The organism is Polaromonas sp. P3_A5 (assembly GCF_056403055.1).
The window spans coordinates 2,832,471-2,858,116 of the sequence record NZ_JBFUGF010000001.1 but is presented as its reverse complement, the minus strand read 5'-3'; the positions used below and the strand labels follow the sequence as shown (position 1 = coordinate 2,858,116).

32 protein-coding genes are annotated in these 25,646 nt (G+C 57.3%); 31 read left to right on the top strand and 1 reads right to left on the bottom strand.

Annotated elements, in window-relative coordinates; genetic code table 11:
• Positions 1-13 precede the first annotated feature (13 nt).
• The 4 genes from AC1DU8_RS13660 to AC1DU8_RS13645 all read left to right on the top strand — a co-directional run bounded on the left by AC1DU8_RS13660 (position 14) and on the right by AC1DU8_RS13645 (position 5,316).
• Positions 14-565, top strand: coding sequence for a MarR family winged helix-turn-helix transcriptional regulator (locus AC1DU8_RS13660; protein ID WP_477667748.1), 552 nt, complete (start codon positions 14-16; stop codon positions 563-565).
• Positions 566-671: 106 nt separating this feature from the next.
• A complete protein-coding gene (locus tag AC1DU8_RS13655; protein WP_477727055.1) occupies positions 672-2,204 on the top strand; it encodes an efflux transporter outer membrane subunit in 1,533 nt (510 codons plus the stop codon).
• Between the two features lie 59 nt (positions 2,205-2,263).
• Positions 2,264-3,640 (top strand): EmrA/EmrK family multidrug efflux transporter periplasmic adaptor subunit, encoded by a 1,377-nt coding sequence (locus tag AC1DU8_RS13650; protein ID WP_477726872.1) that lies wholly within the window; start codon positions 2,264-2,266, stop codon positions 3,638-3,640.
• Between the two features lie 101 nt (positions 3,641-3,741).
• Positions 3,742-5,316: a DHA2 family efflux MFS transporter permease subunit gene (locus AC1DU8_RS13645; RefSeq protein WP_457279047.1), complete on the top strand. Its 1,575-nt coding sequence runs from the start codon at positions 3,742-3,744 to the stop codon at positions 5,314-5,316.
• A 266-nt stretch (positions 5,317-5,582) separates the two neighbouring features.
• Here AC1DU8_RS13645 and AC1DU8_RS13640 read toward each other — a convergent pair whose 3' ends face one another.
• Positions 5,583-5,846, bottom strand: a complete 264-nt coding sequence (locus AC1DU8_RS13640) for a phage integrase N-terminal SAM-like domain-containing protein (RefSeq protein WP_477727054.1) — start codon at positions 5,844-5,846, stop codon at positions 5,583-5,585.
• 179 nt (positions 5,847-6,025) lie between these two features.
• On the opposite strand from AC1DU8_RS13640, the gene AC1DU8_RS13635 reads away from it, so the two are divergent.
• The 27 genes from AC1DU8_RS13635 to AC1DU8_RS13505 all read left to right on the top strand — a co-directional run bounded on the left by AC1DU8_RS13635 (position 6,026) and on the right by AC1DU8_RS13505 (position 25,542).
• Entirely contained in the window at positions 6,026-6,334 is a 309-nt protein-coding gene (locus AC1DU8_RS13635; protein ID WP_477667736.1) for a hypothetical protein, read from the top strand.
• Positions 6,335-7,206: 872 nt separating this feature from the next.
• A complete protein-coding gene (locus AC1DU8_RS13630) occupies positions 7,207-7,572 on the top strand; it encodes a lysozyme inhibitor LprI family protein (protein ID WP_477667734.1) in 366 nt (121 codons plus the stop codon).
• A gap of 471 nt (positions 7,573-8,043) precedes the next feature.
• Positions 8,044-8,523: a lysozyme inhibitor LprI family protein gene (locus tag AC1DU8_RS13625; RefSeq protein ID WP_477726871.1), complete on the top strand. Its 480-nt coding sequence runs from the start codon at positions 8,044-8,046 to the stop codon at positions 8,521-8,523.
• A gap of 82 nt (positions 8,524-8,605) precedes the next feature.
• Positions 8,606-8,890 (top strand): hypothetical protein, encoded by a 285-nt coding sequence (locus AC1DU8_RS13620; RefSeq protein ID WP_477726870.1) that lies wholly within the window; start codon positions 8,606-8,608, stop codon positions 8,888-8,890.
• 117 nt (positions 8,891-9,007) lie between these two features.
• Entirely contained in the window at positions 9,008-9,391 is a 384-nt protein-coding gene (locus tag AC1DU8_RS13615; protein WP_477688877.1) for an RDD family protein, read from the top strand.
• Between the two features lie 263 nt (positions 9,392-9,654).
• Positions 9,655-9,891 carry a hypothetical protein gene (locus AC1DU8_RS13610; RefSeq protein WP_477726869.1) on the top strand — a complete coding sequence of 79 codons (237 nt, stop codon included), beginning with the start codon at positions 9,655-9,657 and terminating at the stop codon, positions 9,889-9,891.
• A gap of 150 nt (positions 9,892-10,041) precedes the next feature.
• Positions 10,042-10,269 (top strand): hypothetical protein, encoded by a 228-nt coding sequence (locus AC1DU8_RS13605; RefSeq protein WP_457279041.1) that lies wholly within the window; start codon positions 10,042-10,044, stop codon positions 10,267-10,269.
• Between the two features lie 88 nt (positions 10,270-10,357).
• Positions 10,358-10,879 carry a hypothetical protein gene (locus AC1DU8_RS13600; RefSeq protein ID WP_457279040.1) on the top strand — a complete coding sequence of 174 codons (522 nt, stop codon included), beginning with the start codon at positions 10,358-10,360 and terminating at the stop codon, positions 10,877-10,879.
• A gap of 532 nt (positions 10,880-11,411) precedes the next feature.
• Positions 11,412-11,882, top strand: coding sequence for a hypothetical protein (locus AC1DU8_RS13595; protein WP_457279039.1), 471 nt, complete (start codon positions 11,412-11,414; stop codon positions 11,880-11,882).
• A gap of 91 nt (positions 11,883-11,973) precedes the next feature.
• The gene (locus AC1DU8_RS13590) at positions 11,974-12,471 is read left to right on the top strand and encodes a YfbM family protein (protein WP_477702855.1); all 498 of its coding nucleotides are present in this window, start codon (positions 11,974-11,976) and stop codon (positions 12,469-12,471) included.
• Positions 12,472-12,548: 77 nt separating this feature from the next.
• Positions 12,549-13,007, top strand: coding sequence for a hypothetical protein (locus tag AC1DU8_RS13585; RefSeq protein ID WP_457279037.1), 459 nt, complete (start codon positions 12,549-12,551; stop codon positions 13,005-13,007).
• A gap of 112 nt (positions 13,008-13,119) precedes the next feature.
• Positions 13,120-13,554: a hypothetical protein gene (locus AC1DU8_RS13580; protein WP_477726868.1), complete on the top strand. Its 435-nt coding sequence runs from the start codon at positions 13,120-13,122 to the stop codon at positions 13,552-13,554.
• Positions 13,555-13,644: 90 nt separating this feature from the next.
• Positions 13,645-14,112 carry a nuclear transport factor 2 family protein gene (locus tag AC1DU8_RS13575; RefSeq protein WP_457279035.1) on the top strand — a complete coding sequence of 156 codons (468 nt, stop codon included), beginning with the start codon at positions 13,645-13,647 and terminating at the stop codon, positions 14,110-14,112.
• Positions 14,113-14,283: 171 nt separating this feature from the next.
• Complete coding sequence (locus AC1DU8_RS13570; RefSeq protein ID WP_457279034.1) at positions 14,284-14,526, top strand: hypothetical protein; 243 nt, start codon at positions 14,284-14,286, stop codon at positions 14,524-14,526.
• A gap of 87 nt (positions 14,527-14,613) precedes the next feature.
• On the top strand, positions 14,614-14,985 hold the full coding sequence (locus AC1DU8_RS13565) for a hypothetical protein (protein WP_457279033.1): 372 nt from the start codon (positions 14,614-14,616) through the stop codon (positions 14,983-14,985).
• Positions 14,986-15,161: 176 nt separating this feature from the next.
• The gene (locus AC1DU8_RS13560) at positions 15,162-15,503 is read left to right on the top strand and encodes a hypothetical protein (RefSeq protein ID WP_477726867.1); all 342 of its coding nucleotides are present in this window, start codon (positions 15,162-15,164) and stop codon (positions 15,501-15,503) included.
• Positions 15,504-15,579: 76 nt separating this feature from the next.
• The gene (locus AC1DU8_RS13555) at positions 15,580-15,903 is read left to right on the top strand and encodes a hypothetical protein (RefSeq protein ID WP_477702812.1); all 324 of its coding nucleotides are present in this window, start codon (positions 15,580-15,582) and stop codon (positions 15,901-15,903) included.
• Between the two features lie 119 nt (positions 15,904-16,022).
• Positions 16,023-16,442 carry a hypothetical protein gene (locus AC1DU8_RS13550; protein WP_457279030.1) on the top strand — a complete coding sequence of 140 codons (420 nt, stop codon included), beginning with the start codon at positions 16,023-16,025 and terminating at the stop codon, positions 16,440-16,442.
• 904 nt (positions 16,443-17,346) lie between these two features.
• Positions 17,347-18,144: a hypothetical protein gene (locus tag AC1DU8_RS13545; RefSeq protein ID WP_477688883.1), complete on the top strand. Its 798-nt coding sequence runs from the start codon at positions 17,347-17,349 to the stop codon at positions 18,142-18,144.
• A 1,165-nt stretch (positions 18,145-19,309) separates the two neighbouring features.
• Complete coding sequence (locus AC1DU8_RS13540) at positions 19,310-19,954, top strand: hypothetical protein (RefSeq protein WP_457279028.1); 645 nt, start codon at positions 19,310-19,312, stop codon at positions 19,952-19,954.
• A 1,464-nt stretch (positions 19,955-21,418) separates the two neighbouring features.
• Entirely contained in the window at positions 21,419-21,766 is a 348-nt protein-coding gene (locus AC1DU8_RS13535; protein ID WP_457279027.1) for a hypothetical protein, read from the top strand.
• A 76-nt stretch (positions 21,767-21,842) separates the two neighbouring features.
• Positions 21,843-22,277, top strand: a complete 435-nt coding sequence (locus AC1DU8_RS13530; protein ID WP_477726866.1) for a hypothetical protein — start codon at positions 21,843-21,845, stop codon at positions 22,275-22,277.
• A gap of 124 nt (positions 22,278-22,401) precedes the next feature.
• Positions 22,402-22,848, top strand: coding sequence for a hypothetical protein (locus tag AC1DU8_RS13525; RefSeq protein WP_477726865.1), 447 nt, complete (start codon positions 22,402-22,404; stop codon positions 22,846-22,848).
• A gap of 78 nt (positions 22,849-22,926) precedes the next feature.
• Entirely contained in the window at positions 22,927-23,388 is a 462-nt protein-coding gene (locus tag AC1DU8_RS13520; protein ID WP_477726864.1) for a methyltransferase family protein, read from the top strand.
• A 77-nt stretch (positions 23,389-23,465) separates the two neighbouring features.
• Positions 23,466-23,906, top strand: a complete 441-nt coding sequence (locus AC1DU8_RS13515) for a hypothetical protein (RefSeq protein WP_477726863.1) — start codon at positions 23,466-23,468, stop codon at positions 23,904-23,906.
• Positions 23,907-24,407: 501 nt separating this feature from the next.
• Positions 24,408-25,151, top strand: coding sequence for a hypothetical protein (locus AC1DU8_RS13510; protein WP_477726862.1), 744 nt, complete (start codon positions 24,408-24,410; stop codon positions 25,149-25,151).
• Between the two features lie 76 nt (positions 25,152-25,227).
• On the top strand, positions 25,228-25,542 hold the full coding sequence (locus AC1DU8_RS13505; RefSeq protein WP_457279021.1) for a 1-deoxy-D-xylulose-5-phosphate synthase: 315 nt from the start codon (positions 25,228-25,230) through the stop codon (positions 25,540-25,542).
• Positions 25,543-25,646: the final 104 nt, after the last annotated feature.

Genomic DNA, 25,646 nt, shown 5'->3' with positions numbered 1-25,646 from the left:
ATTATTCGTGTCCATGAAATCCGAATCCACCCGTCCGCCAGCGACCTCAATTCCTTCAACGCCCTTGTGCGGGTTGCCGGCCGAGTTTTATTGCGCGACCGATTACGACGCCGGGCAAAGCACCGGTGCGCTGATGCGCCAGATTCTCAACAGCGTCTCCCAGCAGGTCACGCGCGAACTGGAGCCCCAGGGCCTGACGAACGCGCAGTGGGTGCCCATGCTCAAGATTTACCTCGGCAAGGCCTCCACGGTGGCAGAACTCGCCCGTGTGTGCCAGCTCGACGCCGGTTCCATGACCCGCCTGCTCGACCGGCTCGAAGCCAAGGGCTTTTGCCGCCGCATCCGCTCCAGCGAAGACAGGCGCGTGGTCAACATCGAACTGACACCCGAAGGCCGCGAAGCCGCGAAAGAAATCCCTGCGGTGCTCAGCCGTGTGCAAAACGCCCACCTGGCCGGCTTCACGGTCGAGGAGTGGCAAAACCTCAAAGGCTACCTGCGCCGCATCCTTGAAACAGCGCAGACCCTTCAAGCCCTTCAAGCAGCGAATGAAAAAGATGACAAATAACAGCAACACCCTTTGCAGCGCGTCCGCTTCTGTCTCGGCTTGCGTTTCGGTGAACCAGCCCGAACACGCCGAGCCGCGCCTGCCGCTCTGGCGCGCCTCTTTCTGCATGGCCCTGGTGGCCGCCGCCAGCGTGGTGGCCGTGGGCCTGATGGCAACCGGCCTCACCGGCTGTGCCGACATGTCGGGCATCGCACCGCATTCCAGCCTGCGTGACGCGCCTTCGCTGGGCCTGGCTGCCGACACCGCCGGCCAAACGCCGGCCCAGGCGCCACTGGCCGCCGAATGGTGGCGCGAGTTTGGCGATGTGCAGCTCAACGGCTTGATCGACCAGGCCCTGCAAACCAGCCCGACCTTGAAGCTCGCGCAGGCCCGTCTGGCTCGCGCACTGGCAGTCACCGAGGTTGCCGATGCCGCCACGCTGCCGCAGGTCACCGGGCAACTGGACCTGACGCGCCAGCAATACACCGCCAATGGCGCAGTGCCCGCACCACTGGCAGGCTCCATCCGCAACAGCGGTACGGCGCAGCTCGCGGTGAGCTGGGAGCTTGATTTTTTTGGCAAGAACCGCGCCGCGCTGGATGCTGCGCTGGGCACCGCCAGCGCGGCTGAAGCAGACGCGCAGGCCGCACGCTTGCTGCTGGCCAGCAATGTGACCCGCACCTACTTTCAGCTGGTACGCCTGAACGAGCAGGTGACGGTGGCCCGCCGAACACTCGCCCAGCGTGACGAAACCCTCAAGCTGGTGCGTGACCGCGTTGACGCCGGCCTGGACACCCGCCTGGAGCTGCGCCAGAGCGAAGGCGGCCTGCCCGAAGCGCGCCTGCAGCTCGAAACCCTGCAAGAGCAGATGGCGCTCACCCGCAATGCGCTCGACGCCCTCATTGGCAAGCCAAATGGCACTGCAGCCCTTTCCCTTCCTGCGCAAGCAGCTATCAAAAATGTAGCAACCGCCACGGCCATTCCGGCCGACCTGCTGGGCCGGCGCGCCGACATTGCCGCCGCGCGGTGGCGCGTAGAGGCTTCGTCCAAAGACGTGGCCAACGCCAAAACCCAGTTCTACCCCAACGTCAACCTGGTCGCTTTTGCCGGTTTTTCCAGCATCGGCCTGGGCCGCCTGCTTGACTCGGGCAGCCAGCAGTGGGGTGTCGGGCCGGCCCTGCGCCTGCCGATTTTTGACGCCGGCCGCCTGCGCGCCAACCTGCGCGGCAAGACTGCCGACCTGGACGCCGCTGTCGAAAGCTACAACGCCGCCGTGATAGACGCGGTGCGCGATGTGGCCGACCAGGTGGCGTCATCGCAAGCCATCACGCGCCAGCAAGCCGAACAGCGCGCCGCGCAGGAAGCCGCGGAAGGCGCCTATGACATCGCTGTGCAGCGCTACAAGGCCGGACTGGGTACCTACCTCAATGTGCTGACGGCCGAAACCAGCGTGCTGGCCCAGCGTCGCCTGGCGGTAGACCTCTCGGCCCGCGCGCTTGACACACAGGTCGCGTTGATACGCGCCCTGGGCGGCGGCTACGGCAATGCCCCGGCGCAGGCGAAGCAGACGCAAGGTGCTACAAAAACAATAGCTGCTGGCGCAAGTACTGATTGGGCTACAGCCGGTTTTAACTCTGAAAAATTGCCCGCAGCGCATTAGGCGCCGGCCCAAACGCAAGTAACGCATCGTTCCCGAATCAACCAACACCTGACACCATCATGAGCGACACAACATCTACCAACGCCCCAGCTTCCGATGCACCAGCACAGCCGCCCGCAGGAAACCCCAAACGCAAAAGGGCGCTGACCGCGCTTGCAGCCGTGGTGGTCGTTGCTGGTCTGGGCTGGTCTGCCTATGAATACCTGGTGGCCAGCCATTACGAGTCCACCGACAACGCCTATGTGCAGGGCAACGTGATCCAGATCACGCCGCAAATTGGCGGCACCGTCATGGCCATCATGGCCGACGATACCGACTTCGTGAAAGCCGGCCAGACACTGGTGCAGCTTGACCCGGCCGATGCCAAAGTTGCGCTGGAACAGGCCGAAGCCGCACTGGCCCAGGCCGTGCGCCAGGTGCGCACGCTCTACGCCAACAACGGCACGCTGGCCGCGCAGATCGCGCTGCGCGATGCCGATGTGGTCAAGGCGCAAAGCGACATCGCCCGCGCCAGCGACGACCTGAACCGCCGCCAATCGCTCACCGGCAATGGCGCGGTGTCCAAGGAAGAACTCAACCACGCCCAGACGCAGCTGGCCACCGCCAAGAGCGCGCTGGCCGCAGCGCAGGCCGGTGTGGTCGCTGCGCGTGAGCAGCTCACCAGCAACCAGGCCCTGACCGAAGGCACCAGTGTCGAGCAACACCCCAGCGTGCAGGTTGCTGCCGCCCGGGTGCGTGAGGCCTACCTGGCCACACAGCGCGCCGCGTTGCTGGCGCCCGTAGATGGCTATGTGGCCAAGCGCACGGTGCAACTCGGCCAGCGCGTGGCCGCCGGCGCGCCGATGATGTCCATCATCCCGCTCAACCAGGTCTGGGTCGACGCCAACTTCAAGGAAGTCCAGCTGCGCAAAATCCGCATCGGCCAGCCCGTGACACTGGTGGCCGACTTGTACGGCAAGAAGGTGGAATACAAAGGCAAGGTAGCCGGCCTGGGCGTCGGCACCGGTGCCGCCTTTTCATTGCTGCCCGCGCAAAACGCCACCGGCAACTGGATCAAGGTGGTGCAGCGCGTGCCGGTGCGCATCGCGCTGGACGCCAAACAGCTGGCCGAGAACCCGCTGCGCGTGGGTTTGTCGATGGACGCCGAAGTGGACGTGAGCAGCAAGGACGGCAAGACCCTGGCCGATGCGCCGCGCGACGCCGCCCTGGCACACACCCAGACTTACGGCACGCAGGACGATGCCGCCGACAAGGACGTGCAGCGTGTCATCGCCGCCAACACCGGCAAATCCGTGAAGCTGGCCAAGCCCGCCGTCGCAGTCAGGCCGACCCTGCCGCAGGGTGGGGCCGTTTCGCCCGCCCAGGCCGGCGCCGACGCGCAGCGCCTCGCGTTCAGCCACACGCTGTCACTGGCTGGCAACCGTGTGGCGCCGTAAGTCACAAGCCTCGCACAACCCACAACCCCACATCTCCAGCCCGCGCAACCGCAGCGATCTCCCGTAGCGGTTTCCACCAGCCCCTTATTCGCAAGGCTTTCATGGCTTCCGCACCTGCTCCCGCCTCCGCCTATGTCCAGCCGCCACCGCTGACAGGCTCTGCCCGCCTGTGGGGCACGCTGGCCCTGTCGGCCGCGACTTTCATGAACGTGCTCGACACGTCCATCGCCAACGTGTCGCTGCCCGCGATTGCCGGCGACCTGGGCGTCAGCCCCAACCAGGGCACCTGGGTCATCACCAGCTTTGGCGTGGCCAATGCGATTGCCGTGCCGCTCACCGGCTGGCTGTCGCAGCGCTTCGGCCAGGTGCGGCTGTTCACCACCAGCGTCATCCTGTTTGTCATCACCTCGTGGCTGTGCGGCCTGGCGCCGAACATGACCACGCTGATTTTTCTGCGCGTGCTGCAGGGCCTGGTGGCCGGGCCCATGATCCCGCTGTCGCAGGCGCTGCTGCTGTCGAGCTACCCGAAAGCGCTGGCGGGGCTGGCCATGGCGCTCTGGTCCATGACGACGCTGATCGCGCCGGTGATGGGGCCGCTCCTGGGCGGCTGGATTACCGACAACATCTCATGGCCCTGGATTTTTTACATCAACATCCCCGTGGGCTTCGGCGCTGCCTTCATCACCTGGAGCATCTTCAGGAAGCGCGAAAGCGTCACGCGAAAGCTTCCCATCGACTCGGTGGGCCTGGCGCTGCTGGTTATCTGGGTCGGCGCGCTGCAGATCATGCTCGACAAGGGCCAGGAGCTCGACTGGTTCCACTCTGGTGAAGTCATCGCGCTCGGCATCATCGCCCTGGTCGGCCTGATCGCCTTCGTGATCTGGGAACTCACCGAAGAACACCCGGTGGTCGACCTCACGCTGTTCAAGAAGCGCAACTTCTGGGCCGGCGCGCTGGCGCTGTCGGTGGGCTACGGCCTCTTCTTCGGCAACGTGGTGCTGCTGCCGCTGTGGCTGCAGCAGTACATGGGCTACACCGCCACGCAGGCCGGCATGGTGCTGGCGCCTGTCGGCGCGTTTGCCCTGCTGTTGTCGCCCGTGGTCGGCAAGAACATCGCCAAGGTAGACCCGCGCCGCTTCGCCGCGTTTGCTTTCATGGTGTTTGCGCTGGTGCTGTGGATGCGGTCCAACTTCAACACCCAGGCCGATTTCCGCACCATCATGATCCCGACCATCATCCAGGGCGTGGCCATGGCCTTCTTTTTCATCCCGCTGGTCACCATCACGCTGTCGGGCATCTCGCCCGACAAGATTCCCGCGGCCTCCGGCCTGTCGAACTTCGTGCGCATCACCGCCGGCTCCTTCGGCACCTCGATTGCCACCACCATCTGGCAAGACCGCGCCGCCATGCACCACGCGCAGATCAGCGAATACGTGAACCAGGGCAGCACCGCCACCAACAGCGCCCTCACTGGCCTGGCCGGCGCCGGCCTCACGCCCGACCAGGCGCTGGGCACCATCAACCGCCTGGTCGACCAGCAGGCCTACATGCTGGCCGCCAACGACGTGTTCTATGTGTCCGCGCTGATCTTTCTGCTGCTGATTCCGCTGGTGTTCCTGACGCGGCACACCAAGGCGGGGGCGGGGAGTGCGGATGCCGCTGCGGGCGCGCACTGAGGCCCTTGCGTGGGGCTGGAACGAAGACGGCGCTTTGTGCGCCGCTTTTTTTTGCTATTAAATCAGTAGCTGCTTGCGCCTGTCTGCATTGGTCTGCAGGCCTGTTTCGTATCTAAAGGCCGCCCCCAAATGCTCAAAAACAAGGGGTTTTGGCGCTCCCATGCCTCGCAAAGGCCCTGCAGCCGCCTCTAAGGCGATTTTTTGACCTATTTTCAGGCATAAAACGGGCTGTAGCTCAATACGGATGTGCGCGGGCAGCTATCAAATCAATAGCATTTCAGGCGAGCAGGGCATCCAGCGGGCTGGCTGTACCGCCAGAGGCAACGTTCCACACATGGGTATAAATCATCGAGGTGCAAGGCGCAAACGGATACGTCTTCTACCTCGCGTGCTCCCATGTCGCGCGGATGTGTCATGTGGCCGTTGCGGCCATGCCATCGGACAAAAAAATGGACCCAGTACAGGTAAGTTTTCTCAGTGCCAAGGCTATAGTGCAAATACCGAAACCGGTTCCGGACCTGGTCCAGCAAGCGAGCAGACTGCAAGGGAGGATTGCGGGGTCCACGGAATTTTCATGACTCTTTGGATTTACAGAATATTTCCTTGAAACCCAGCATGCAAGCGGCTTACAGGAGGTTTTAATGTCCAGATTAGATTGCAAGCGCCAGGTTATACCGCAGGTTTTGCGGCATACATTACGTTAGAGCGCATGAAGAACATCCAGGTCATAGACGGTGCCATCAACTCGGTGTATGACATCTTCCAAGCGACGGACGAAGAGTTCTCGCTCATCTATCCGAGTGGAGAAGACGTTGCCTTTATCGATGAAGTCTACGCTCGGGGGCCGGGTGAAGAGCTCGGTGCGGCATTCGAGCGGATCTGGACACGCCGGATTCCGAAGCGAGATGCCATGGGTATTCATGGCCTATTGTTCTTCGAACTTGACGTGAAAATGAAGTACTACCCGACGAGGCGTGATGAAGAGGCGATCAATCCAAATGGCTCACCGCTCCGTTAGTATTCGCTCTAACAATTCGGCCCACGCGGACAAGCAGCATCAGGTTGCCGCTTCGCGGCTCATGCTGCGTGCCGGTGGCCTCCAACGTTATACGACATGAATCCACAGTTGCCTCTCGTTGAATTGCTGCAGGCACTCGCTCATGGTCGCTGCACGGCCGACCTCTGGGAGCGCGGGGCAGTTGCGCACTATGGCTGCGTCGACGCCGAAGCCGCGCGAGTTCAACTCGTTCGTGCGTCCATTGACGCTGGTGACTGGCATTGGTCCGCCGTTCCTACCGCGATCATCGACAAAGCAACTGCCTTGCTCGCCAGTGCAGGTCCCAGAGGTTCAGCGTGGCATCCATAACCCTTTGCTCCATCCGACCCGTGCCAGCTATGCTGGCCCGTTCGGCTGAGCGCGAACGTTAGGCTGCTATGTCGTACTGCCCGAATTGCGGTTCTATAGTCGACGTTGCTTCCCTCCGGTGCGAGAAGTGCGGCGCTGACTTCTCTGCCGATAATGGCTGGCGGCCCACTGTTTTTCGCCCTGACACAGCTATACCGGCGAGCCGAGTTCAAGTTGCCGGCGGCGTTGTGTTCGCAATAGCAATAGCTTTGGTTCTTTGGCTGGCCAGCTTCGGCAACGTGTACTTGATTACCACAATGTTCGGGGTGGGGGTAGTTGGGGTAGGAGGGGCTTTGTTCGCCTTCAGTCCTCGGCGGCGACAGCAAGCAAAGATGTCCAAGCGAAATGAGTCATAAAGTCGGCGCGCAGCCTAACAGGTCGGTCGAGACCGACGCACAACAGCTTGGCGCCGCGAGGCGCGCGGGTGATCGTGCACCTCGCGGCGCCAAGCCGTTGTGTGCGACTCACCTCCAACGTTAAGTCGCATGAAATACGCCGCGCTTTTTTTCATGCTGTTTGCGTCGGGGGCTTTCGGACAAACCGAGTGTGATCGAAACTGCGCACAATCGAAAGCGGGTTCGGAGTTCGAGAAGGTGGATGCCGAACTCAACCTCGTTTATCGGCGGTTAATGTCGTCACTATCGCAGGTTCAGAAAGATAAGCTTCGCGTCGAACAACGACTTTGGATTCATGAGGTTAGAGACGCTTCTTGCGCAAGGCGAATCGAGACAGAATGGGGAGGGTCTTGCCCAACCACTTGGTGTGTTGTTGCCGAGGAGCAGTGCCGGGTGTCTGAAACGCAGGAGCGCACGAAGCAGCTTGAACAAATGGTTGAGGGAGTAATACGATGAGCATTCGACTTAACTGGTCGCCCGACACGGACACGCAACATCAGGCCATCGCTTCGCGGCGAGCGTTGCGTGCCGGTCAACTCCGACGTTAGAGCGCAATGTTGGCTTGGCTGTTGCTGCTTCTCACTGCTGCATGTGCCGCCTTGGCGATCGACGCCTTTCGTATGAATGCTCCCGTGCGAGAGCCGTCGGCCCGCTTCTGGCCTGGAGAATGGAAGAAATGTCAGGAGCACATGACGCTTGCGGAACACGACGAGCTTCAGCGCCAATCTCGCGTGAGCCGCTGGTCATTCTTGGGGCTCGGCTGGTTAGCTTGGCTGTTTTCCCTCATGACAGTCCTCTTCGCTGTTCTCACACTGAAAGCCTTCTTCGCATGAGCACTTCTTTGGTTCCGGGTGTGCGCTCTAACAGGTCGTTCGACACGGACACCCCGGCGGCGGTCGCCGGTCAACTCCGACGTTAGCTTTCACTATGAAGCAAATCCTCGTTCCGATACTTCTTGTGCTGCTGAGCGCTTCCGCGCTGGCGAACGATCGAGCAATTCGAAGCATGGCGCAAGCAAACCACGGGTTTACAGAGAAAGAAATCCGAGCCGAAATCAAGAAGGGATGCGACGGCACTGGAAACATGGCTCTCTGCGCTTGGTATCGGTATCACATCAAAGACGTTCAACTCAACGACACCTACAGCGAGCTGATGCGACGGATCGAAAGCCCTAACTCAAAAGAAGAACTGCGCAAGTCTCAAAGAGCTTGGTTGGAGTTCCGAGGTTCCGAGTGCATCTTCGCAACCGGAGGATGGGAAGGCGGTAGTTTCAGGCGAGTGGCAATTGCGGGATGTTGGGAGGTGATGACAGATGCACGCGAAAAAGACTTGGCTGGCATCCTACGGTGCGGCGAGCAAGACTGCATCCCGTTAAAAGAAGAGTCAACTCCGAAGCCTGTTCAGTGAAAGCTAACCCTTCCATCGAGAGGGACGTCCAAGGGCTAGCGCCCTTGGCCGCCCCTCATGTCAAACGTTAGACAGCTACCAAATGCAGCCTACGCACTACCCTACGGTCGGAAAATTCCGAAACGACACTAAAGTCGAGATGCGCCTGTTCTTGGAAATGATCCCGGAAGAGGTAGTTCTCTCGCCTGGCCATTCCGTTGAGTTGCTGGCGAGGCCAAGTCCGGGCCTTCTTCCCCTTACGATCGGCTTGGTAGATGGCGGCCTACAGATTCACGCGCACAACGAATTCGATCCGGACTGGCATGTACGTTTCAACGGCAAGCTCATTCTTGCCGGGAACCCTACCCTGCTTAAAGACTACGAATGACATGCGCTCGCCCCGGACTTAAGATGCTGCCTAACTGGTCGTTCGTTTGGGACGGCTGCGCCGTCCCACAACTTCAGCGTTAAACCGCAACACAGTTCCGAGAAAGCAATCCTCCATATGAGCAAACCCCTCGCGTCTATTGGGCAGAGATTCACTTCCCAATTCCTGGACGATTTGGTTGCAATCGCAGCAGGCGTCATCTTCTACATTTCCGCCAAAGCCCTCGCGCTCCCCCTGGAGCTAGCATTGCTAGGCTTCTTTCTCTACGTGTTCTTGTGTGATGGATTGCCCGGTGGGCAGAGCGTGGGAAAACGGTTTACGCGCACGGCGGTGGTGCACGTCACAACTGAGGAACCTTGCCGCTACTGGCAATCCTTAGTTAGGAATTTCGCGATGATGCTTGGGGTGATTGATGCCGTCTTTATTCTTGGTAAGCAGCGGCGCCGCCTCGGCGATTATTTGGGCCGCACCAAGGTCGTTCAGCTGGAGTCCAGCGAGTGAAGCGGTTTAACTGGTCAATCGACGCGGACCCACAACAGCAGGAGGCGGCTCCACCGCTCATGTTGGTGGTCCGGTCATCTCTACGTTAAGGGCGCATGCGCTACCTACCACTCGTTCTAGTTGCAACCATGGTTCCGGCCGTTGCGGAGACCTGCGACAACGCCCGACCGATTCAATATGAGCCCAGCGTCGTAGAGGTATCGGGGAAAGTGCATGTCGCGCGTGCCCGACACCCCAATGGGACGACGATGAAGTACCCTATCATGAAGCTCGCAACGCCCGTATCTGTTAACGCAGATGGTTTGAACCCCATCAACTCCGACGAACCTTGCGTTAGCGAACTTCAACTCATCGCACAGGATCCCGCACTTCGAAAAAAAAAATTGTATGCTGCTAAGGGAAAATCCATCGTTGCTCGCGGTACTGTGTTTCATGAACACACTGCGTGGCACATGCGGAAGCTTGTGGTTATGGTGACGGAGGTGAAGAATGCGCCTTAACAAGTCGCTCGGCTGGGACGCGCCACAGCAGAAGGCCGCTTCGCGGCTCGTGTGGCACGCCCGGCAGCTCAAACGTTAGAGCCTTTGGGAGACACTCTCGGCTTCTTGTGTGGTATCGCCAGTTTCACAACTTTTTCTGTAGGAGGAATTATGAGAAATCAGATCGCCGGTGGAGGCGCAGTCTTAATTGGAATTGCTATCGTACTTGTCGTCCTGCTCGGTGACGGACCTGTACCGGTTAAACCTCTATTGGGTGGGCTTGCATTCATCGGTGTTGGAGCCTACTACCTCTTGGTGGGAAAAAAGGCCGCATCGCTGAAGGAGTTCGTAGTGGACGGAAAGATGGTGACCGATGAAGCCGACGGCAAGAAGCTCTAACTGGTCGCTCGACACGGAAACGCACCTGCGGGAGGTCGCTGTGCGGCATGTGTTGCGTTCCGGTCAGCTCCAACGTTAGGTGGCGGCTATGGCACGATCAGTCATTTCAAGCCGAAGGGGCGGGATCGTACGGCTCTTCATTGCGTCTGCCCTATTGGTCGCTTTTGGCAGCTACTTTTTTTACCTCGGCTGGGAAACGTTCATTGATGGTGAGGTGCTCATTAAAAGAAAGAACAGTAATCCGTACATGGCATATGCGCACGGGGAGAATTCAGAAGCCTTCTTCCGTTACTTTCGCGATTGGTTCTGGGGCACCGGGCTCATCGTTCTCGCGGGTGTTGCTCTTCCGATTTGTTTGGTGCTTCTTCCCTCAAAGCAAAGGAACTATTGGTTTCATTTCTTTGGAGAAACTGCGGGAGGGATACGTAGCAATCTGCCGTGGGCTTTGGCGCTCTTGGTATGCATGGCGCTGTTTGGCTTGCTGGCTGACGAGGTTAGCGATCGCGGCCTGCCGCCAACGCGGCGCACAAAGCCACCTAACCCTTCGATCGATCGGACATCTTCCAGCGTGCTACCCACGCTTCCCGGCGCCGCTCATGTCCAACGTTAGACGTCAACAATGCCACGCACTGTTCTTCGCTACGGCCTTTGGCTCCTCCACACACCGCGGGGAGCGCAGGACCCGCGCGTATTCTATGAAGACAAGCGCGGAGACTGGCCGCTTAGCCTGCAACAGCGCGCGCTCGGTGTTCGCCTGCACGCACCTGGCGTCTACGGCCGGAGCTTCGCGCGAATGGGAAACTGGAAGGGGTTTTACCTCACCGCGACCGGTGCGAGCCCGAGGCGAACGACCCGCGAACTTCTTGCAAATGCCAAGCGAAATCTCGGGCTTCGTCGCAATGCACTACACACGCTCATCGCATCGAAGACCCCAGTCAAGAGCTCCACGGGGTATGCGCTGATATCCGCGCCGAACTTGCGCTTCATTCGAAACCCTCCGTTCGGTTCGCTACTCGCGATTATCTATGCCAAGCGTGAGAATGTTGACGCCTAACCCTTCCATCGAGCGGACGTGTTCCAGCGGGCTCCGCCCGCTCCCACACGTCGCTCATGCCAAACGTTATGTTTCTTAAGAACAACTAATGGCGCTCTGGCAGTTTAAGGTTGAACTCATTCCAAGGCAGTGGCTTGACGCTGGCGGCGATGTTGCGTCACTCTTCACTGAGGAAGGTTGTGACGCCTCCATAGCTTGGTTGGGTTACTCCGATCCAAAACTCATCGAGCATCTCGGCTTGCTCTTGCCGGGCAGTAAGTCTTGGCACAATGAATGCTTATGCTGGGGTTCAGACAAGACAGAAGACATCCAGCTTTGGCGTGAGGGCACCGCCGTCTCATCACTCGCCGTTCGATTTGACCTTCGAGCTCCGAATGACGCACTCTTCGTTGCCATCTCGCAATTGGCGCAGGACTTCGAATTAGCAATTTTGGTCCCAGGGATTCAACACGTTATCCCTTGTGACACGGAATCGCTATTGGCATACGCAAAGCAATCGGAAGCAACACGCTTCGTAAAGGACCCGCATGCATTTCTTTCTCGCATCGAAGAAACATAACAAGCCGCTCAAGAGCGACGCGCGCAAAAAATGCGCGCGCATCTTAGCGGCGGCGTTAGCCCGCACTCATCATCAATAGGAGTTCATTACCATGGGAATGGTTGGTTGCTTTGCTCCCGTATCGCCGGAGACCCTCAATCAGCTGCGCAGCGATCCCGAGGCGATCGAGGAATACCTCTACCCCAACGACGGGGAAGACGAGCCACCGTACTACATCGATGTCGACAAAGCCTGGCATGGAATCCACTACCTGCTTACCGGGCAGGCCGAAGGTGGAACGCTGCCGCTAAGTCTTGCTGTCGTCGGTGGTGAAGAATTCGGCCCAGAGGTCGGATATGGGCCCGCTCGATTTCTCACGCCGGCTCAGGTCTCTGCCGTCTCGGACGCGCTCTCGAACCTGACCTTGGAAGCATTGCGCGAGCGCTTCGATCCACAAGACATGAAAGCCAAGGACATATACCCGGACGTGATCTGGGTGCGAGACGGAGAAGACGCCTTCGACTATTTAATGGAAGGCTACCAACAGCTTGTCGTCTTCTACCGAGACGCGGCGTCCCGAGGCGACGGGGCACTGCAATGGCTATCGTGAGGGTGCGGGCTAACCCTTCCTTCAAGCGGACCTGCCTTCGGCAGGCCCCTTAAGTCAAACGTTAAATGGCACGAACAATGGGTTTCCTGTCTAACCTCTTTCGCCGGTCGCCCACTGTGACGCTCGGGCACCCAGTGTTTGGCACTCTCACATTGGAAAGTGGGGCCAAAGGTCCTTACTGGGTGCATGAGGTATATGAGGGTGAGGATGGCATTTCGATTTCGATCGATACGCGCGACGCAGCGGAACCCACCCAATTACAGATCGATTTCTTTCAGCGCGTCACAACCGATCTTGATAGCGTCGTTGGGCCTGTATTGTCAGAGCTCGGGGAACGCCACAAGGAAATCTACGGCGAAAACCTTCCGTCCGATTGGCGCCTGGCATTCACTCTTGCCGGCGTAGGCGTGCCATTGGACGGGGATCCAAACGCTGAGTGGGACATTGCCCTTGAGTGTCTTACTAACAACTCGAAATTTCTATACACCTGCTACTTCGAAGAAGGTAAATTGACACATGTCTCTGTCGACACTTGAGGCCATGCCACTTAACTGGTTAATCGACATGGACCCACAACCGCAGAGGGCGGTCTCGCCGCAAACGTCGTGGTCCGGTCATTTCAGACGTTAGACAACATCAGAAGCCGCCATGAGCCTGCATCCAGACTATCCAGTCGTCACGGGAACCTATCAAATGACCGATGAATGGGCGGTCGCTCTTCCTGAAACGTTTAATCGACGAATAGAAGATGGAAGCCTTGTTCTCTGGAGGGCAACACTCACCTTCTGGGTCACCATTTGGGGGAACGACAAAGGCACATCCGAAGAGGAGCGGCTAGCTTCAATTCTGGAAACAGCCAGCGATCTTCGAGGCGAGCAACAGATCGAACGCACCGGGAAGCTTATCCGGCTGACATACGAATTGCCGGAAGAAGATTACTCCCGAGAAAAGTCTTCCTATAAATCAATTTCCGGTTATGTCATCGCACCCATGGGGCATGTTCAGATCTCTGCTTACTTTGATACACCTGCCGCTCGCGCCCTCGGGTACAAGATCATTCATTCAGTGCGCAATGCTGCCTAACCCTTCCTTCATGCGGACGTGCCTCCGGCACGCCGCTTAATTCAAACGTTAGGCGCCGCAAGATGCGGCGCGTTCACTCGGAGGTTCTAAATGTCTCTCACTTTGTCTGCATCTGACTTGGCCATGCGCCTGGCAGTCGAGGACACCGTCGTTCAGATGTTCGTTGCCACCGACGAACGAGACTGGCCAGCGCTGGAGAGTTGCTTTACCAGCCCCTTTACGCTGGACATGACCTCCATGGTCGGTGGAACGCCGACCGAAATGACGCCAAACCAGGTGGCTCAGGCATGGGCTGCCGGATTCAAGCCGCTCGACCACGTTCACCATCAGATTGGCAACCTTCGAACCGAGGTCAGTGGTAATCAAGCGCTTGTCAGATGCCACGGCGTGGCCTTCCACCACCGGGGCAAAGCGATCGGCCTGAAGAGCCGCATCTTCGTGGGCACGTACGAACTGCAGTTGCTGCCGTTCCCGGACAGATGGCGTATCTCCCGGCTTGTCTTCAAGCTCAAGTTCATCGAGGGCAACCTGGAACTTGAGAAGTCGGCGTCGCTGTGAGAACGACGCCTAACCCTTCTGTCGAGCGGACGTCTTGCCCGTCACTTCGCGTCGGTCAGGACGCCGCTGCGCGCCGGTCGAAAAACTATCGCACTATTCTTTATCTCGATTCTTCCATGGCAATTGTGTGCAGCAGAAGCAAGCTTGACTCCCTGTGAAAGAGCTATCGCCGTGGCCTCCGTTCAGCCGGTAGAGAAGTTTTCAATTGAAAATGCTCCAAATAGCCTGGATGTTTTCTTTCCCGGCCCGGCTTTCCTCCTGAAGAAGGGGATTGAAAAGAATCCAATCAACGAACTTAAGGCGGCGCTAGCAAAGCAGGCCTTCAACGTGCAAGAGGAGCTTGCATCAGCCACTTTGAGTGCTTTGAAGGAAGCCACAGGAACAAATCGCAAGGGCCACGAAAATGAGCTCTAGCAGGTCCTTCGACGCGGACGCACAGATACGTCCATTCACTCCGGTCGCAACTGGCTCGTGCGCCGGTCAAGTTCAACGTTAGGCATCATGCAACAAGCACAGCTCATAGACTTCAAGAGTTTCAGCATGCGGGCAATTCTCAGGCGCTCAAAGGCCTTCTACGCACTGCGGATCGGTGGTTTCATTGTCACAACTTGTGGTGGCCTTGCTTGCATGATTTGGGGCATTGCCACCGGACAAATGACAACTGCATTTGTTGCCATGTGCCTTTGCGTTCTCATTGGTCTCGTTGCGTTTGTCTTTTCGGTTCATTCGCGTTCCTATTGCGCTGGCTGCGGGATGAAGCTTGATGTGTACTGGTGTTCCGAGGAACGGGTAGACGGCATGCACTCTGGCCACATTTATGTTTGTCGGCAATGCACTGCGTATGAGGCTCGCCTCAACGTTGAATTCGACTAGCCCAGAAGCCCTGAGGTTGCCTGGCACATTAATTCCACATACCGCATCCATCGTATGGCTAAAATTTCTCGACCGGGCAGAGCAATGTGCCAAGTGACGGCTGCCCCTTCCATCGAGAGGACTCGCCCCCGGCAAGTCGAGCCCGGCCTCTCGTGCCAAACGTTAAATAGCTCTAGATGCATCGTATCAATACGTACAACGAAGAAAACACCATTGCCCGTTCGGAGCGCGATGGTTGGACACTTGGCTACATCGGAATACCTTGGCCTGGTCCTTGGCCAAAGAAGAATGGAGACTTGTTTGTGACCGATCCAAATGGCTGGCAGGTGGGCATTTCCTGGGAGAGTTCGGGGCCGGGATTCTGGATATCAGTGGTGCATCGGAAGGGCGTTTTGGGGGTGTTCCAGGTGAGGTTCCCTGTCGTCGTCATGTCCGAGGACGATCTCATAAGAAATTTCCATGTGGTGTTGCCACTGTTGAAGAGGCGGAGAGCACTGGTAACAGGTTTCCCGTCATGAAGCGCCAGTCGCCACTGGACATGACATTCGAGCGGGCCACCTTCGGCGCTCGCTCTCATCTACGTTGGGCTTCGCAATGATCACTGAACAAGACGCGCGGTTTATTAGAAAAATGCGTATTTTCCTGGGGCTTTTCTGGTCGGGCTTGCTCGTGATCGGTGTGGGTCTCATCGCCATGTTCACGCTTAGGCCACTTGGTGAACATATCAATATCATTACCGCTGTTGTTTGCACGGGTTTCGGTGCGATGGTCGTCGCGGGCTTGGGACGCGTTGCAAGCCGCTGTCCCAGGTGCAACGGGCTTTTCTGTGGAAAATTTGAAGACAATGGAGGCGATTCTGGCAGCGTGCTTGCTTCATCGTGCAGGCATTGCGGTTTCCGCGCAAAGGGCGAGGGCTGACATGGCACTCAAATTTGCAATCGCCAGAAGCCGTGACACAACGCCGTTCCATAGCGGATCAGTGGCATCGTTGCCTAAGGCGTTCCGGACCCCGTTGAACTTTAACTTTGAGGATCGATATGTTGAGAATCGCCTTTTCCCTCTTCCTGTTCTTCAGTGCGACACAGGCTCTCGCGCAAGGTGCACAGTCGCCAGAGCAGCTTGTCGAGTCGTACAAGACGGCTCTCGCAAAGAAAGACGTCCGGTCGTACATGGCGTTGGTGTCGTTGTCGCGCGAGCAAGACCGCGGCCCTGTGGAAGCTCAGTTTGGCGGGCGGGTGAGTGGCGGAGGTGTCATCTCGGCAAAGATAGTTCCATTTTCAACCTACGAGGCCCAATACAAACAGGCTGTTAGTCGTGGACTCACCCCGACCATAGAGCCGAAAGGTTGGTTGGTGGTCGAGTTCTCCGGCACCAAATTGCCCAGTGGCGCCACAGTAAAAGAGTCGGACATCATGATTTTCGGTCTGCGAAACGGCCGCTACTTCTTCGGATCCTGAACCTTTGTGCTCGAACTCTGGCCCTTTCCCCCATCGTGGCTGCCAGTTTTAACCCATCGCTCAAACGGACACGCCTTCGGCACACCGCTTGACTGGTTTGCTTCTCTGGGCGCAGCACACCAAGGCGGGGGCGGGGAGTGCCGATGCTGCGGCTGGCGCGCACTGAGGCTCTTGCATGGGGCTGGAACGAAGACGGCGCCTTGTGCGCCGTTTTTGTTGGCGCTATCAAATCAGTAGCTGCTTGCGCAGGCTTGCATTGGTCTGCAGGCTTGTTTCATATCAAAAAACGGCCAAAAAATATTCAAAAACAAGGGATTTTGGCGCTGCCACACTTTGCAAAGGCTCTGGCGCGACCTCCAAAGCGGTTTTTGCCTCTTTTTAGGTATTAGAACGGGCTGAAGCCCAATCGGAATGTGCGCGAGCAGCTATCAAATCAATAGCGTATCAGGCGAGCAGGGCGTCCAGCGGGCTGGCTGTGCCGCCCAGAGGCAACCTTTAGCACATGGGTGTAATTCATCGAGGTGCAAGGCGCAAACGGATACGGCTTCCACCTCTGTGCCCCCATGTCGCGCGGATGCGCCATGTGGCTGTTGCGGCCATGCCTAGCGGGAAAAAAACGAACCCAGTACAGGTAAGTTTTCCCGGCGCCGAGGCTATAGTGCAAATACCGAACCCGGTCCCGGACCTGGTCCGGCAAGCGGGCAGACTGCAAGGGAGGATTGCGGGGTTCACGGAATTTTTATGACTCTTTGGATTTAGAGAATATTTCCTTGAAATCCAGCATGCAAGCGCATTACGGGAGGTTTTAATGTCCAGATTAGATTGCAAGCGCCAGGTTATACCGCAGGTTTTGCGGCATACATTAAGTTAGAGCGTGAAGTAGTGCTGTTTCAATGACCGTTGTTTGGAATTCCGTAGCACTGCTTCCAACCAAAAATACAAACTCAGCATCCGGTTCGACATGACACCAGACAATCAATTGAAACTGGCCCGACGCATGCTGGCTAGGCCCCCCGCAAGCTGTAGCTGGGATGACATGCTCAATCATGAAGACGACCTGATCTGGCACACCCAGTCGAGGCAACCGCATGTTGGGGAGCTTCGTTGTTGCGTCGACTCCATCGGGCTGACCTTAGCCTTCCTCGCATTGCCCCCCGCCGGATGGCAACAGCTTGAGGACGAGTTCGGCAAGGCAGCGGTGGCGTTTCGCTTCATGGTCCTGCCGGGCGACATTGATGTCTTTATCAAATCCCCGACTGCAGCTCGCCCGGTCCGTCTATATGACGATGGACCAGTAGTTCCTCCGGCGCCTCCGGCCGATCCGTTCGAGTCCGTGATGAAACTCATAGATGCTGCTGTGACAAAGGTGGCGGCTTCTGTTGATAGCGAGACGCGGGTGCGTCCGTTGATGAACAAGAGAGGTGTGCTTCAGCTGTTGGTCATAACCAGCACCATCGTGACTCGCGATCAATTGCATCAGCTTCCAGCGTTCCGCAAGGCGCTGGAGCGCCTGCGCGCCCAGCTGCGTACCGAGAAAATCAATTTGCACAGTGTGTCGATCGAAGCGCAGGAGGTCATCGATCGGGTCAATCACTTGATTACAGCGGAGGACATACTAAAAAAGGGGGAGGCGCCGCATTTGCGCTTCGCTCAAGGACCATGGGATGCCATTCACCAGCTGTGGCCATTTGGCAAACGCTGATTCCCGGTCCGGGACTTGCACTCGCGCCATTTCCTGGCTGGCGCGGCCTTGTTCTCGCAGAAGTCCGACGCATACTCGGCCAGAGTGCGGTCTAACCATTCGGTCAAGCGGACAGCCCCCCGTGGTACCGGATTCTGCCGCTTACCTCAAACGATAGAGGGCGCAAATGGTGGCATCCGTCGCGGTCGCGATCCTTACTTTCGTAGCAATGACGGCGCTATTCAGTGCCCTTGCACTGGCAGCGCATCAGTTTCTATTCATTGCCAAGTCGTATCGTGTACTCGGCAAAGTTGCGAGCGAATGGAGCTACCGAATGAACGGCATTCAGATGCGGTACTACAGAGTAGAATTTTGCCTGAATAATGGACAGTCAACTAACCTTAGAAGTAGCGTTACCAGTTCCTCGCGACATCCAAAGATTGGTGAGACGGTAACCGTGCTAATTCACGAAGGAAATGGCAAATTGAAGGCGAGAATCGGAACCATCACAGAGCTTTGGTTCGATGTTTTCGCTCTGTTATTCATGGGGGGCGTTGGCAGTGTCGTGATCTTGCCAATTGCGTACTTGGTATTCGTGGGCTAATCAGCCAGCGCCCTCTAACCCTTCCTTCAAGCGGACCGGCCTACGGCGGTCGGCTTAAGTCAAACGTTAGGCCTCACGATGAACACTGAACAACAGATGCGGTTCGCAATAAGGATGCGGATCTTCCTAGGTCTTTTCTGGCTAGGCTCGCTTGTGCTCGGTGCGGCCTTCATTGGCATATTCACTCTTAGGCCCCTGGACGAACACATCAGTGTTCTCACCGCTGCTGCTTGCACCGGTTTCGGTGTCATGGCCATTGGAAGCTTGGGGCGTGCGGCTAGCCGTTGCCCTCAGTGCAGCAAGCTCTTCTCCGGACATTTTGAGAATAGTGAGGGAGGTTCTGCAAGCGTGTTTGCCTCGTCCTGCAGGCATTGCGGCTTCCGTACAAATCGCTCTCAATAAGCATGGCGCCTGGATCTACCAACGTCGAAAGGCGAGCGCACGTCGTGCGGCCTAACCCTTCCATCGAGGGGAGGTGCACCATCTGGGTTCGCCAGCTGTCGCCCGCCACTCATGTCAAACGTTAGCCACCCTATGCGCAGCGTTTTGTCCATTGCTTTGCTCGTTTGGTCAATGGGAGCCATGGCCTTCGACAACAACCTCTGCGGGTATGACATCGGCGATGGCTACCTTGGTGAATACCATTCGAAAGCTTTCGCGGATCAAAGAAAGAAGATTGAACCCTTCAGTGAAAGAGTGACGCTCGCGGTATCACGTACAGAGATGACACTTGCGATCAAGCTGAAGGGCGGAAGGATCAAGGCGTTTCGCGGAATCCCGTGTGATGGGGAAGATCAGCCTCTCTTTGAAGGTTACGTGGCAGCGCTCGGCTGGTTCATCGTAAGCAGTCATAGCTGGGAGAACCACAAGATCTTCCTCATCGACGAAGAGGTTGGGCGTGTCACCATCCTGCCGGACACGTCGCTACCTGTTGTATCACCAGATGGCAAGCATTTCGCTGTGTTCGGGGACAACTACGCGCATTCGCATAACGAGTTGCAGGTCTGGCGAATTACGGCCACTGGACCAAAGAAGATATGGGCCAATGAACCAGATGATGTACATCATTACTCGGTGGCGTGGAAGTCGAATTCTCATCTGTCCGTTGCGTTTCACCCTGACAGTGAGGATATTTCTGGCAATGCTCCGCCCTTCGCAACACCAAAATCTAAGGTTGTAGTAGATGGCATTCGTATCACATACGCCCGGCGGCCTACAGACGGCTAACTGGTTGCTCGTCGCGGACACGCAGCAGCAGGTTGCCGCTTCGTGGCGCTTGCTGCGTGCTGGACAGCGCCAACGTGAGGACTCAACATGCGCGTGATGCAACTTGTTGGCTTCGGTCTGATGACTTGCTTCTTGGTCACTTCCGTGTTGTTCGGCTTCAGCACGTATGCGACTTATCCGAGCATGTCGGGAACGTCGTTGGTCGAGGTTCGCGGAGCCGCGCATGCAATCGTCCAACTGCCGCCTCCACGTCGAGGCAACTCAGTGGTTTCCTTTGAGGTTGACGGCTACCCCGGCCGATTCTGGACTGATGCAGTCTCCTCCGTGCCGGTTGAGTGGGGACAGCGACCTGTGATACGAGTGTGGATTCCAGAACGTCATTCGTTTTCGCCGCAAGCGGACGGCTCGCGAAAGACCTACGGCCTGTGGATAAATGGAAAGGAACTGGTTTCACCAAGTACACGCTTGGAGGCTGAACGTGAGAATGTCCAAATGGGAAAGTTCTTCCTCAGCGCTCTGGGGATCATTGGTGTGTATTCTGGTTTTCGGTTCGTGACAGTCATGCGAGCACTGCGCAGGCGCTCTGTCGCAATCCCCCGTGAGCCTCATTTGGGGAGGGGGCGTTGAGTCCTAACAAGTCAATCGACACGGACGTCGTCGCGGCGGGCTCCCCCGCCTATGCGCCGCCGGTCATTTCCGACCTTAGATGATGAACACACTCGCCATATGCGTCGTCGTTCTGGTCGTGGCGAACCTTGCCCTCGCTGCATGGGTTGTGCTTTCGCCGGCACTGACTACGACTCAGAAGACCTTTCAATGCCTGATCGTGTGGCTACTGCCTGTCCTTGGAGTAGTCTGCGTTTTGCTTGTGCACTTGGCCGACGCGGAGCCTCGCAGACGCAAAGCGCCTCCGCCGGGTGATGGTTCTGATCCAATGCCAGGAGGTACTCAATGAGCAAGCTGGCTCCTGCGTGCACATCTAACTGGTCAATCGACACGGAGCCACAACAGCAGGAGGCGGCGGCGCCGCAAGTGTTGGTGGTCCGTTCATTTTTACGTTAGGGTTTCATGGAGAAGCATGATGTGTGTCCAGAGTGCGGGAAGTCCTTCGTAGGGCGCGCTCATCGATTGAAGATTACCGTGGCTCGCCTTTTCGGAATGCTACTTCCAACGAGAGCGGACGAGGTACCTGGGGTAGTCCTATTCGGAGTTCGCTGCCCTGGATGCAACACGATCTTTCAAAGCCGGGAATTGCGCTACTTCGGCTGGCTAGGCTACCCTTCATATCTTGTGCTCTTGTTCGTCCTGTTGGTATCTCTGATGGGGATCGCACTATTCGTATGGAATCGGTGAAATCGTGGCATTGAAACCTGACAGGTCAGTCAACGCGGACGCCCAAAGGCGTCCTGCTGCTTCGCGGCCACCTTGGGTGGGCGCCGATTATCTTCACGTTAGGAGTCATCAATGAGCACCCTTGTGAATGATTCTTCAGCCTTCGAGGCGCACCAACGACGCATGCTGCTGGAGATCCTGATAACGGTCCGCGATGGCTTCGTCGAAGCTGGAGTGAAGAAGGAGAAGAAGCTGCAGGAGTTGACTGAGAACCTGGCGTTCCATTTGGCATGCATCGTCGATGGGTCGAGGGTGATGAATACTGGCGCGGAATATGTGCATCCCGTACTGGCTTTTACAAAAGGCACAGGTAAGAAGCCAGACTACGCGGAGTTGGTCTACTCTGGTGGTGGCTCCTGGATGCACGAGCTACTTGACGAGGAACTCACAAATGAAGCATTCGAAAAGGATGATTCCTGACACGCCTGCCGAGTGGATCGCCTGTGGCGACCGCTCACATACACGTTAGATTTCACACAATCCTCAGGGGACAACATTGATTCCATTGCACTTTCAGCCATCCATCGAAACAGTAGATGGATATGCCAACGATGCCATTCGGATGACGCAAAAGATCTACGCCGTCGACATTTCCTCCTTTGCCCCATCCACACTGCGCCGAGTCGACTCCGTTCTGGAAGAATGGAAAACCGGCGGTGCCAAGATGGAACAGGTAGCAAAGTCCATCTATGCCTTCGGTTCGTTTGCCGGTGAGGTTTTGCTTAAGGCCAGGCAAGGCGAGTGGTTTAAGCCAGATCGACCCCCAAATGAAGAGGACTTCTTCGACTATCCGTTCCTGGCTGTTCGCCTGATAGGCGGAGCAGTTTGGCGCCCCATTAATCTTGGCTTTCAGATGATGGACTCAGTGCCCAACTCAAGCTATTGGAACTCAATCGTCGATCTTCTTGGAAGAGTACCAGGTGAAGCCTGACCTATCAATCGACACGGACCCACAACAGCAGGAGGCGGCGTCGCCGCGAAGTGTTGTGCGCCGGTTATCTAACGTTAGGCGTCACAAGGCGCATAGCCGAACTGCTTACACCTGGAGACCCTGAATGAGCTATGACTTGCTTGTCTTTGCACCCGCTAAGGCGCCGAATGAACGCGAGGCATTTCTTTCCTGGTGGGAAGAGACATCCGAATGGTCCGAGGATCACAGCTACGACGATCCAAAGGTCTCCACACCAGAGCTTCAGGCTTGGTTCCTTGAGATGATCAAGTTGTACCCGGCAATGAACGGCCCCTTCTCTTCGGAAGAGTTTCCAGAAGATGATTCGGCTGTCACCGACTATAGCGTCGGGAAGGATGCAATCTACGCCGCGTTCGCCTGGTCCAAGGCAGAAGCCGCATATGAGCAGGTCTTTAGCCTTGCAGCCAAGCATCAACTTGGGTTTTTTGATGCGAGCTCAGAAACCGGGGCCGTGTGGCTACCGGACGGGAAAGGTGGGCTCAAGCTTTCTCATCAAGGTGAGTCATCAGACACTGACGACAGTGACGCCTAGCCCTTCCATCGAGAGGATGTGGCCCGGCAAGCCGGGCACCCCCTCTCATGTCAAACGTTAGGCCTCAGAGTCCAAGCTATGCGCGCCCTAGAACTCAAGATCCCACCGCCGCTCGTGGCGCTAATCATCGCGATCACCATGTGGATCGCTAGAAATGTTGCGCCGACGCTTGAACTGTCGCCCGCCACTCGCATCGTCACAGCCGGCGTCATCGCGGTCATTGGTGGCTACTTCAGCATCGCCGGCACCATTGCGTTTCGGCGAGCCAGGACCACGGTCAATCCTTTGAAGCCGGAGAACGCATCGTCGCTCGTCACGTCCGGTGTCTATCGGATCACTCGCAATCCAATGTACGTCGCACTCGCCTTGCTTCTGGTGGCATGGAGTTTCTACTTGTCAGCGCCTGCGCTTCTGGCCGGCTCTGCACTCTTCGTTCTCTATGTCACTCGCTTCCAGATTCAACCCGAAGAGAGGGTACTGCGGCGCATGTTTGGTAACGATTACACGTCGTACACACAGAGGGTGCGAAGGTGGCTGTGAGACCTAACCCTCTTTTAATGCGGACCTGCCTTCCGCGGGCAGCTTAAGTCAAACGTCAGGTCTCAAAGCGTATGCCCTTGAACATTCGAAGCGTAATCTCAGAGGACGAGTATTGGGCTGTGGTTCAACAGCTGAAGGGATCTTCTGATTTCTTCGACGAGCAGGGAGACTCTCATGGCCACATCGACGGTGATCTTCAAGTATCAGTCGAAGCGGTATTAGTCCCACTTGTTGGTCCTTGGGAGAGTTCTGATGTCTGGTTCCACAATCAGGACTTTTACGGCGATGGAGTTCGCTCGCTTATCTTTCGCGCCGGGGAATTCCCTTGGGCCGCCGTGATACGTTTGCAGAACCTTTTGGTTGGCGATGCAGCCCGTTTTTGCATTTCTGTGCACATCTGTGATTCATTGGAGGCACAGGGGAAGTGGGTAGGATCGATCGCCATCTTGAAAGAGGATATCGTTGCAACGACCCATATTTCTGAAATGCTGCGGAGGCACCCGGGTGTTGAGACTTAACTTGCCCGTCAACACAGACGCCCAATGGTGTCCGCTCCCTACGGTCGCACCTGGCATTGGTCGCCGATTACGTTCACGTTAGTGTGTCCATGAGGCCGACGATAGCTGCATCCTGGAAATTTCTGACGCTAGCCGTCTCATTCGGCCCCATGGCGCTCGGCGTATGCGTGCTGCTCCTTCCCCGGTTTCGCTCGTTGCATGGCACAGTTGCCGAATGGATACTCTTGGCCGTACTGCTACTGCTTCCGTTCGTCGGCGCGTTCGGCCTGATCAAATACATGCCGTGCTCACTCAGGGTTCGAATTGCAATCGCCGTGGCTTACGTATTGGCCATGGCCATGCCGGTGCTACTCACAGCCATCTTCATCGGATGTTCATGGGCGGGCACGTGCTTCTAGGTGCATGCTCTAACATGCTGGTCCACACGGACGCCCAAGGGCGTCCGCGCTTACGACTCTCCTGTCCCTTGGTCGCCGGTCATCTCCTACGTTAGGCGTCAATATGCGCTCACCACTCAAAACACCCAAGCCTCTGCGCGACATTCGGTACTTCGAGAGCATCGATCCCCCTCAGTTCGAGCATCCCATGCCGAACTACGCATCGAAGCTCTATGGTTTCCCACGCGCATGTGTAGCTCTTGGCCAGCGCGTCGGGATGAAGTGCGAAGAACTTGGAATGTCTATCGGTCACGCTGATCATCTCTACCTGTGCTTTACACCATCTCTGCCCGATGGGGCAGTCAGTATGACTGAATACGCCACGGAGCGTTGGCACCGCTTCGTGCTCTGCGGAATGGATCCAGCGTTCAATTCCCTGCCGGACGAGAGAAAACTGGCTGTAGTTACCGAGGCAACGTTTTCAGCGCTGCGCATGCTTGCGCCAACCGAGACGCCAGCGCTTGAAGTGCTTCGACACTCAGTCGAGTCAGAAGGCGAGGCGCTCAGAGTGTGCCTTAAGGTCAAAGCGACAAAGCAATACCGTGTACGCGTTGAGCAAACGGTCCCCGTGCATCCACAACCCACCGAGGTATTCGTTGAAGTCACAAATCTGAGAACGCAGCGCTCGAAGATGGTTAGAGTTGCAGAGGTGAAGTTCTACGATGATGCTCCAAGCTTGGTCGATCGCATTGCCATCGTTGATCACAAGCTCACGATCCATCCTCGAAAGTCCTTTCGAGCCAGCCTCATTGCCGCGGACTACCAAGTTCCAATTCAACTTGGCCTGGCCGACCTGAGTGGCGCCTAATCCTTCCTTCAAGCGAACGTGCCTGCGGCGGTCCGCTTAAGTCAAACGTTAGACATTAAGAGTAGAGAGCCGGAGCATGAAGCGCATCATGTATATCGAGAACAAATCGGGTGGTTTGAGCGGTTCCGGCCGCATTGGCTGGGTGGAGATGTCGCGCTCGACGCGCTCGTACACGTACGCCGGCAAGCGTTTTCTGAAAACGAAGTCCGGCTACAAATACAACTGCATCGAGGAAGAGACGGGAGCGCGTTACTGGATCTCTGGCCCCAAGAGGAAAGGTGGCGACACGATGTACGGCGGCATTATCGACATTGATGACGATGCCAGGCTTGAGTACTGGGCCAAAGTCCGAGGCCAGCCGGAGTGTATTCATCTAAAGCAAACCAGGTAACCAGACATGTCTGACATTTCGCCTGGCTCGGACACGCAGCAGCAGGATGCTGCTACGCGGCGCTTGCTGTGCGCCGGGAAGCCCGAACGGTAAGCCTCATCAGC

Excerpts from the sequence above, each read along its gene's own strand:
- AC1DU8_RS13660 (WP_477667748.1), top strand. The coding sequence starts at position 14 with ATGAAATCCGAATCCACCCGTCCGCCAGCGACCTCAATTCCTTCAACG.
- AC1DU8_RS13655 (WP_477727055.1), top strand. The coding sequence starts at position 672 with ATGGCCCTGGTGGCCGCCGCCAGCGTGGTGGCCGTGGGCCTGATGGCA.
- AC1DU8_RS13650 (WP_477726872.1), top strand. The coding sequence starts at position 2,264 with ATGAGCGACACAACATCTACCAACGCCCCAGCTTCCGATGCACCAGCA.
- AC1DU8_RS13645 (WP_457279047.1), top strand. The coding sequence starts at position 3,742 with ATGGCTTCCGCACCTGCTCCCGCCTCCGCCTATGTCCAGCCGCCACCG.
- AC1DU8_RS13635 (WP_477667736.1), top strand. The coding sequence starts at position 6,026 with ATGAAGAACATCCAGGTCATAGACGGTGCCATCAACTCGGTGTATGAC.
- AC1DU8_RS13630 (WP_477667734.1), top strand. The coding sequence starts at position 7,207 with ATGAAATACGCCGCGCTTTTTTTCATGCTGTTTGCGTCGGGGGCTTTC.
- AC1DU8_RS13625 (WP_477726871.1), top strand. The coding sequence starts at position 8,044 with ATGAAGCAAATCCTCGTTCCGATACTTCTTGTGCTGCTGAGCGCTTCC.
- AC1DU8_RS13620 (WP_477726870.1), top strand. The coding sequence starts at position 8,606 with ATGCAGCCTACGCACTACCCTACGGTCGGAAAATTCCGAAACGACACT.
- AC1DU8_RS13615 (WP_477688877.1), top strand. The coding sequence starts at position 9,008 with ATGAGCAAACCCCTCGCGTCTATTGGGCAGAGATTCACTTCCCAATTC.
- AC1DU8_RS13610 (WP_477726869.1), top strand. The coding sequence starts at position 9,655 with ATGAAGCTCGCAACGCCCGTATCTGTTAACGCAGATGGTTTGAACCCC.
- AC1DU8_RS13605 (WP_457279041.1), top strand. The coding sequence starts at position 10,042 with ATGAGAAATCAGATCGCCGGTGGAGGCGCAGTCTTAATTGGAATTGCT.
- AC1DU8_RS13600 (WP_457279040.1), top strand. The coding sequence starts at position 10,358 with ATGGCACGATCAGTCATTTCAAGCCGAAGGGGCGGGATCGTACGGCTC.
- AC1DU8_RS13595 (WP_457279039.1), top strand. The coding sequence starts at position 11,412 with ATGGCGCTCTGGCAGTTTAAGGTTGAACTCATTCCAAGGCAGTGGCTT.
- AC1DU8_RS13590 (WP_477702855.1), top strand. The coding sequence starts at position 11,974 with ATGGGAATGGTTGGTTGCTTTGCTCCCGTATCGCCGGAGACCCTCAAT.
- AC1DU8_RS13585 (WP_457279037.1), top strand. The coding sequence starts at position 12,549 with ATGGGTTTCCTGTCTAACCTCTTTCGCCGGTCGCCCACTGTGACGCTC.
- AC1DU8_RS13580 (WP_477726868.1), top strand. The coding sequence starts at position 13,120 with ATGAGCCTGCATCCAGACTATCCAGTCGTCACGGGAACCTATCAAATG.
- AC1DU8_RS13575 (WP_457279035.1), top strand. The coding sequence starts at position 13,645 with ATGTCTCTCACTTTGTCTGCATCTGACTTGGCCATGCGCCTGGCAGTC.
- AC1DU8_RS13565 (WP_457279033.1), top strand. The coding sequence starts at position 14,614 with ATGCAACAAGCACAGCTCATAGACTTCAAGAGTTTCAGCATGCGGGCA.
- AC1DU8_RS13560 (WP_477726867.1), top strand. The coding sequence starts at position 15,162 with ATGCATCGTATCAATACGTACAACGAAGAAAACACCATTGCCCGTTCG.
- AC1DU8_RS13555 (WP_477702812.1), top strand. The coding sequence starts at position 15,580 with ATGATCACTGAACAAGACGCGCGGTTTATTAGAAAAATGCGTATTTTC.
- AC1DU8_RS13550 (WP_457279030.1), top strand. The coding sequence starts at position 16,023 with ATGTTGAGAATCGCCTTTTCCCTCTTCCTGTTCTTCAGTGCGACACAG.
- AC1DU8_RS13540 (WP_457279028.1), top strand. The coding sequence starts at position 19,310 with ATGGCCTTCGACAACAACCTCTGCGGGTATGACATCGGCGATGGCTAC.
- AC1DU8_RS13535 (WP_457279027.1), top strand. The coding sequence starts at position 21,419 with ATGAGCACCCTTGTGAATGATTCTTCAGCCTTCGAGGCGCACCAACGA.
- AC1DU8_RS13525 (WP_477726865.1), top strand. The coding sequence starts at position 22,402 with ATGAGCTATGACTTGCTTGTCTTTGCACCCGCTAAGGCGCCGAATGAA.
- AC1DU8_RS13520 (WP_477726864.1), top strand. The coding sequence starts at position 22,927 with ATGCGCGCCCTAGAACTCAAGATCCCACCGCCGCTCGTGGCGCTAATC.
- AC1DU8_RS13510 (WP_477726862.1), top strand. The coding sequence starts at position 24,408 with ATGCGCTCACCACTCAAAACACCCAAGCCTCTGCGCGACATTCGGTAC.
- AC1DU8_RS13505 (WP_457279021.1), top strand. The coding sequence starts at position 25,228 with ATGAAGCGCATCATGTATATCGAGAACAAATCGGGTGGTTTGAGCGGT.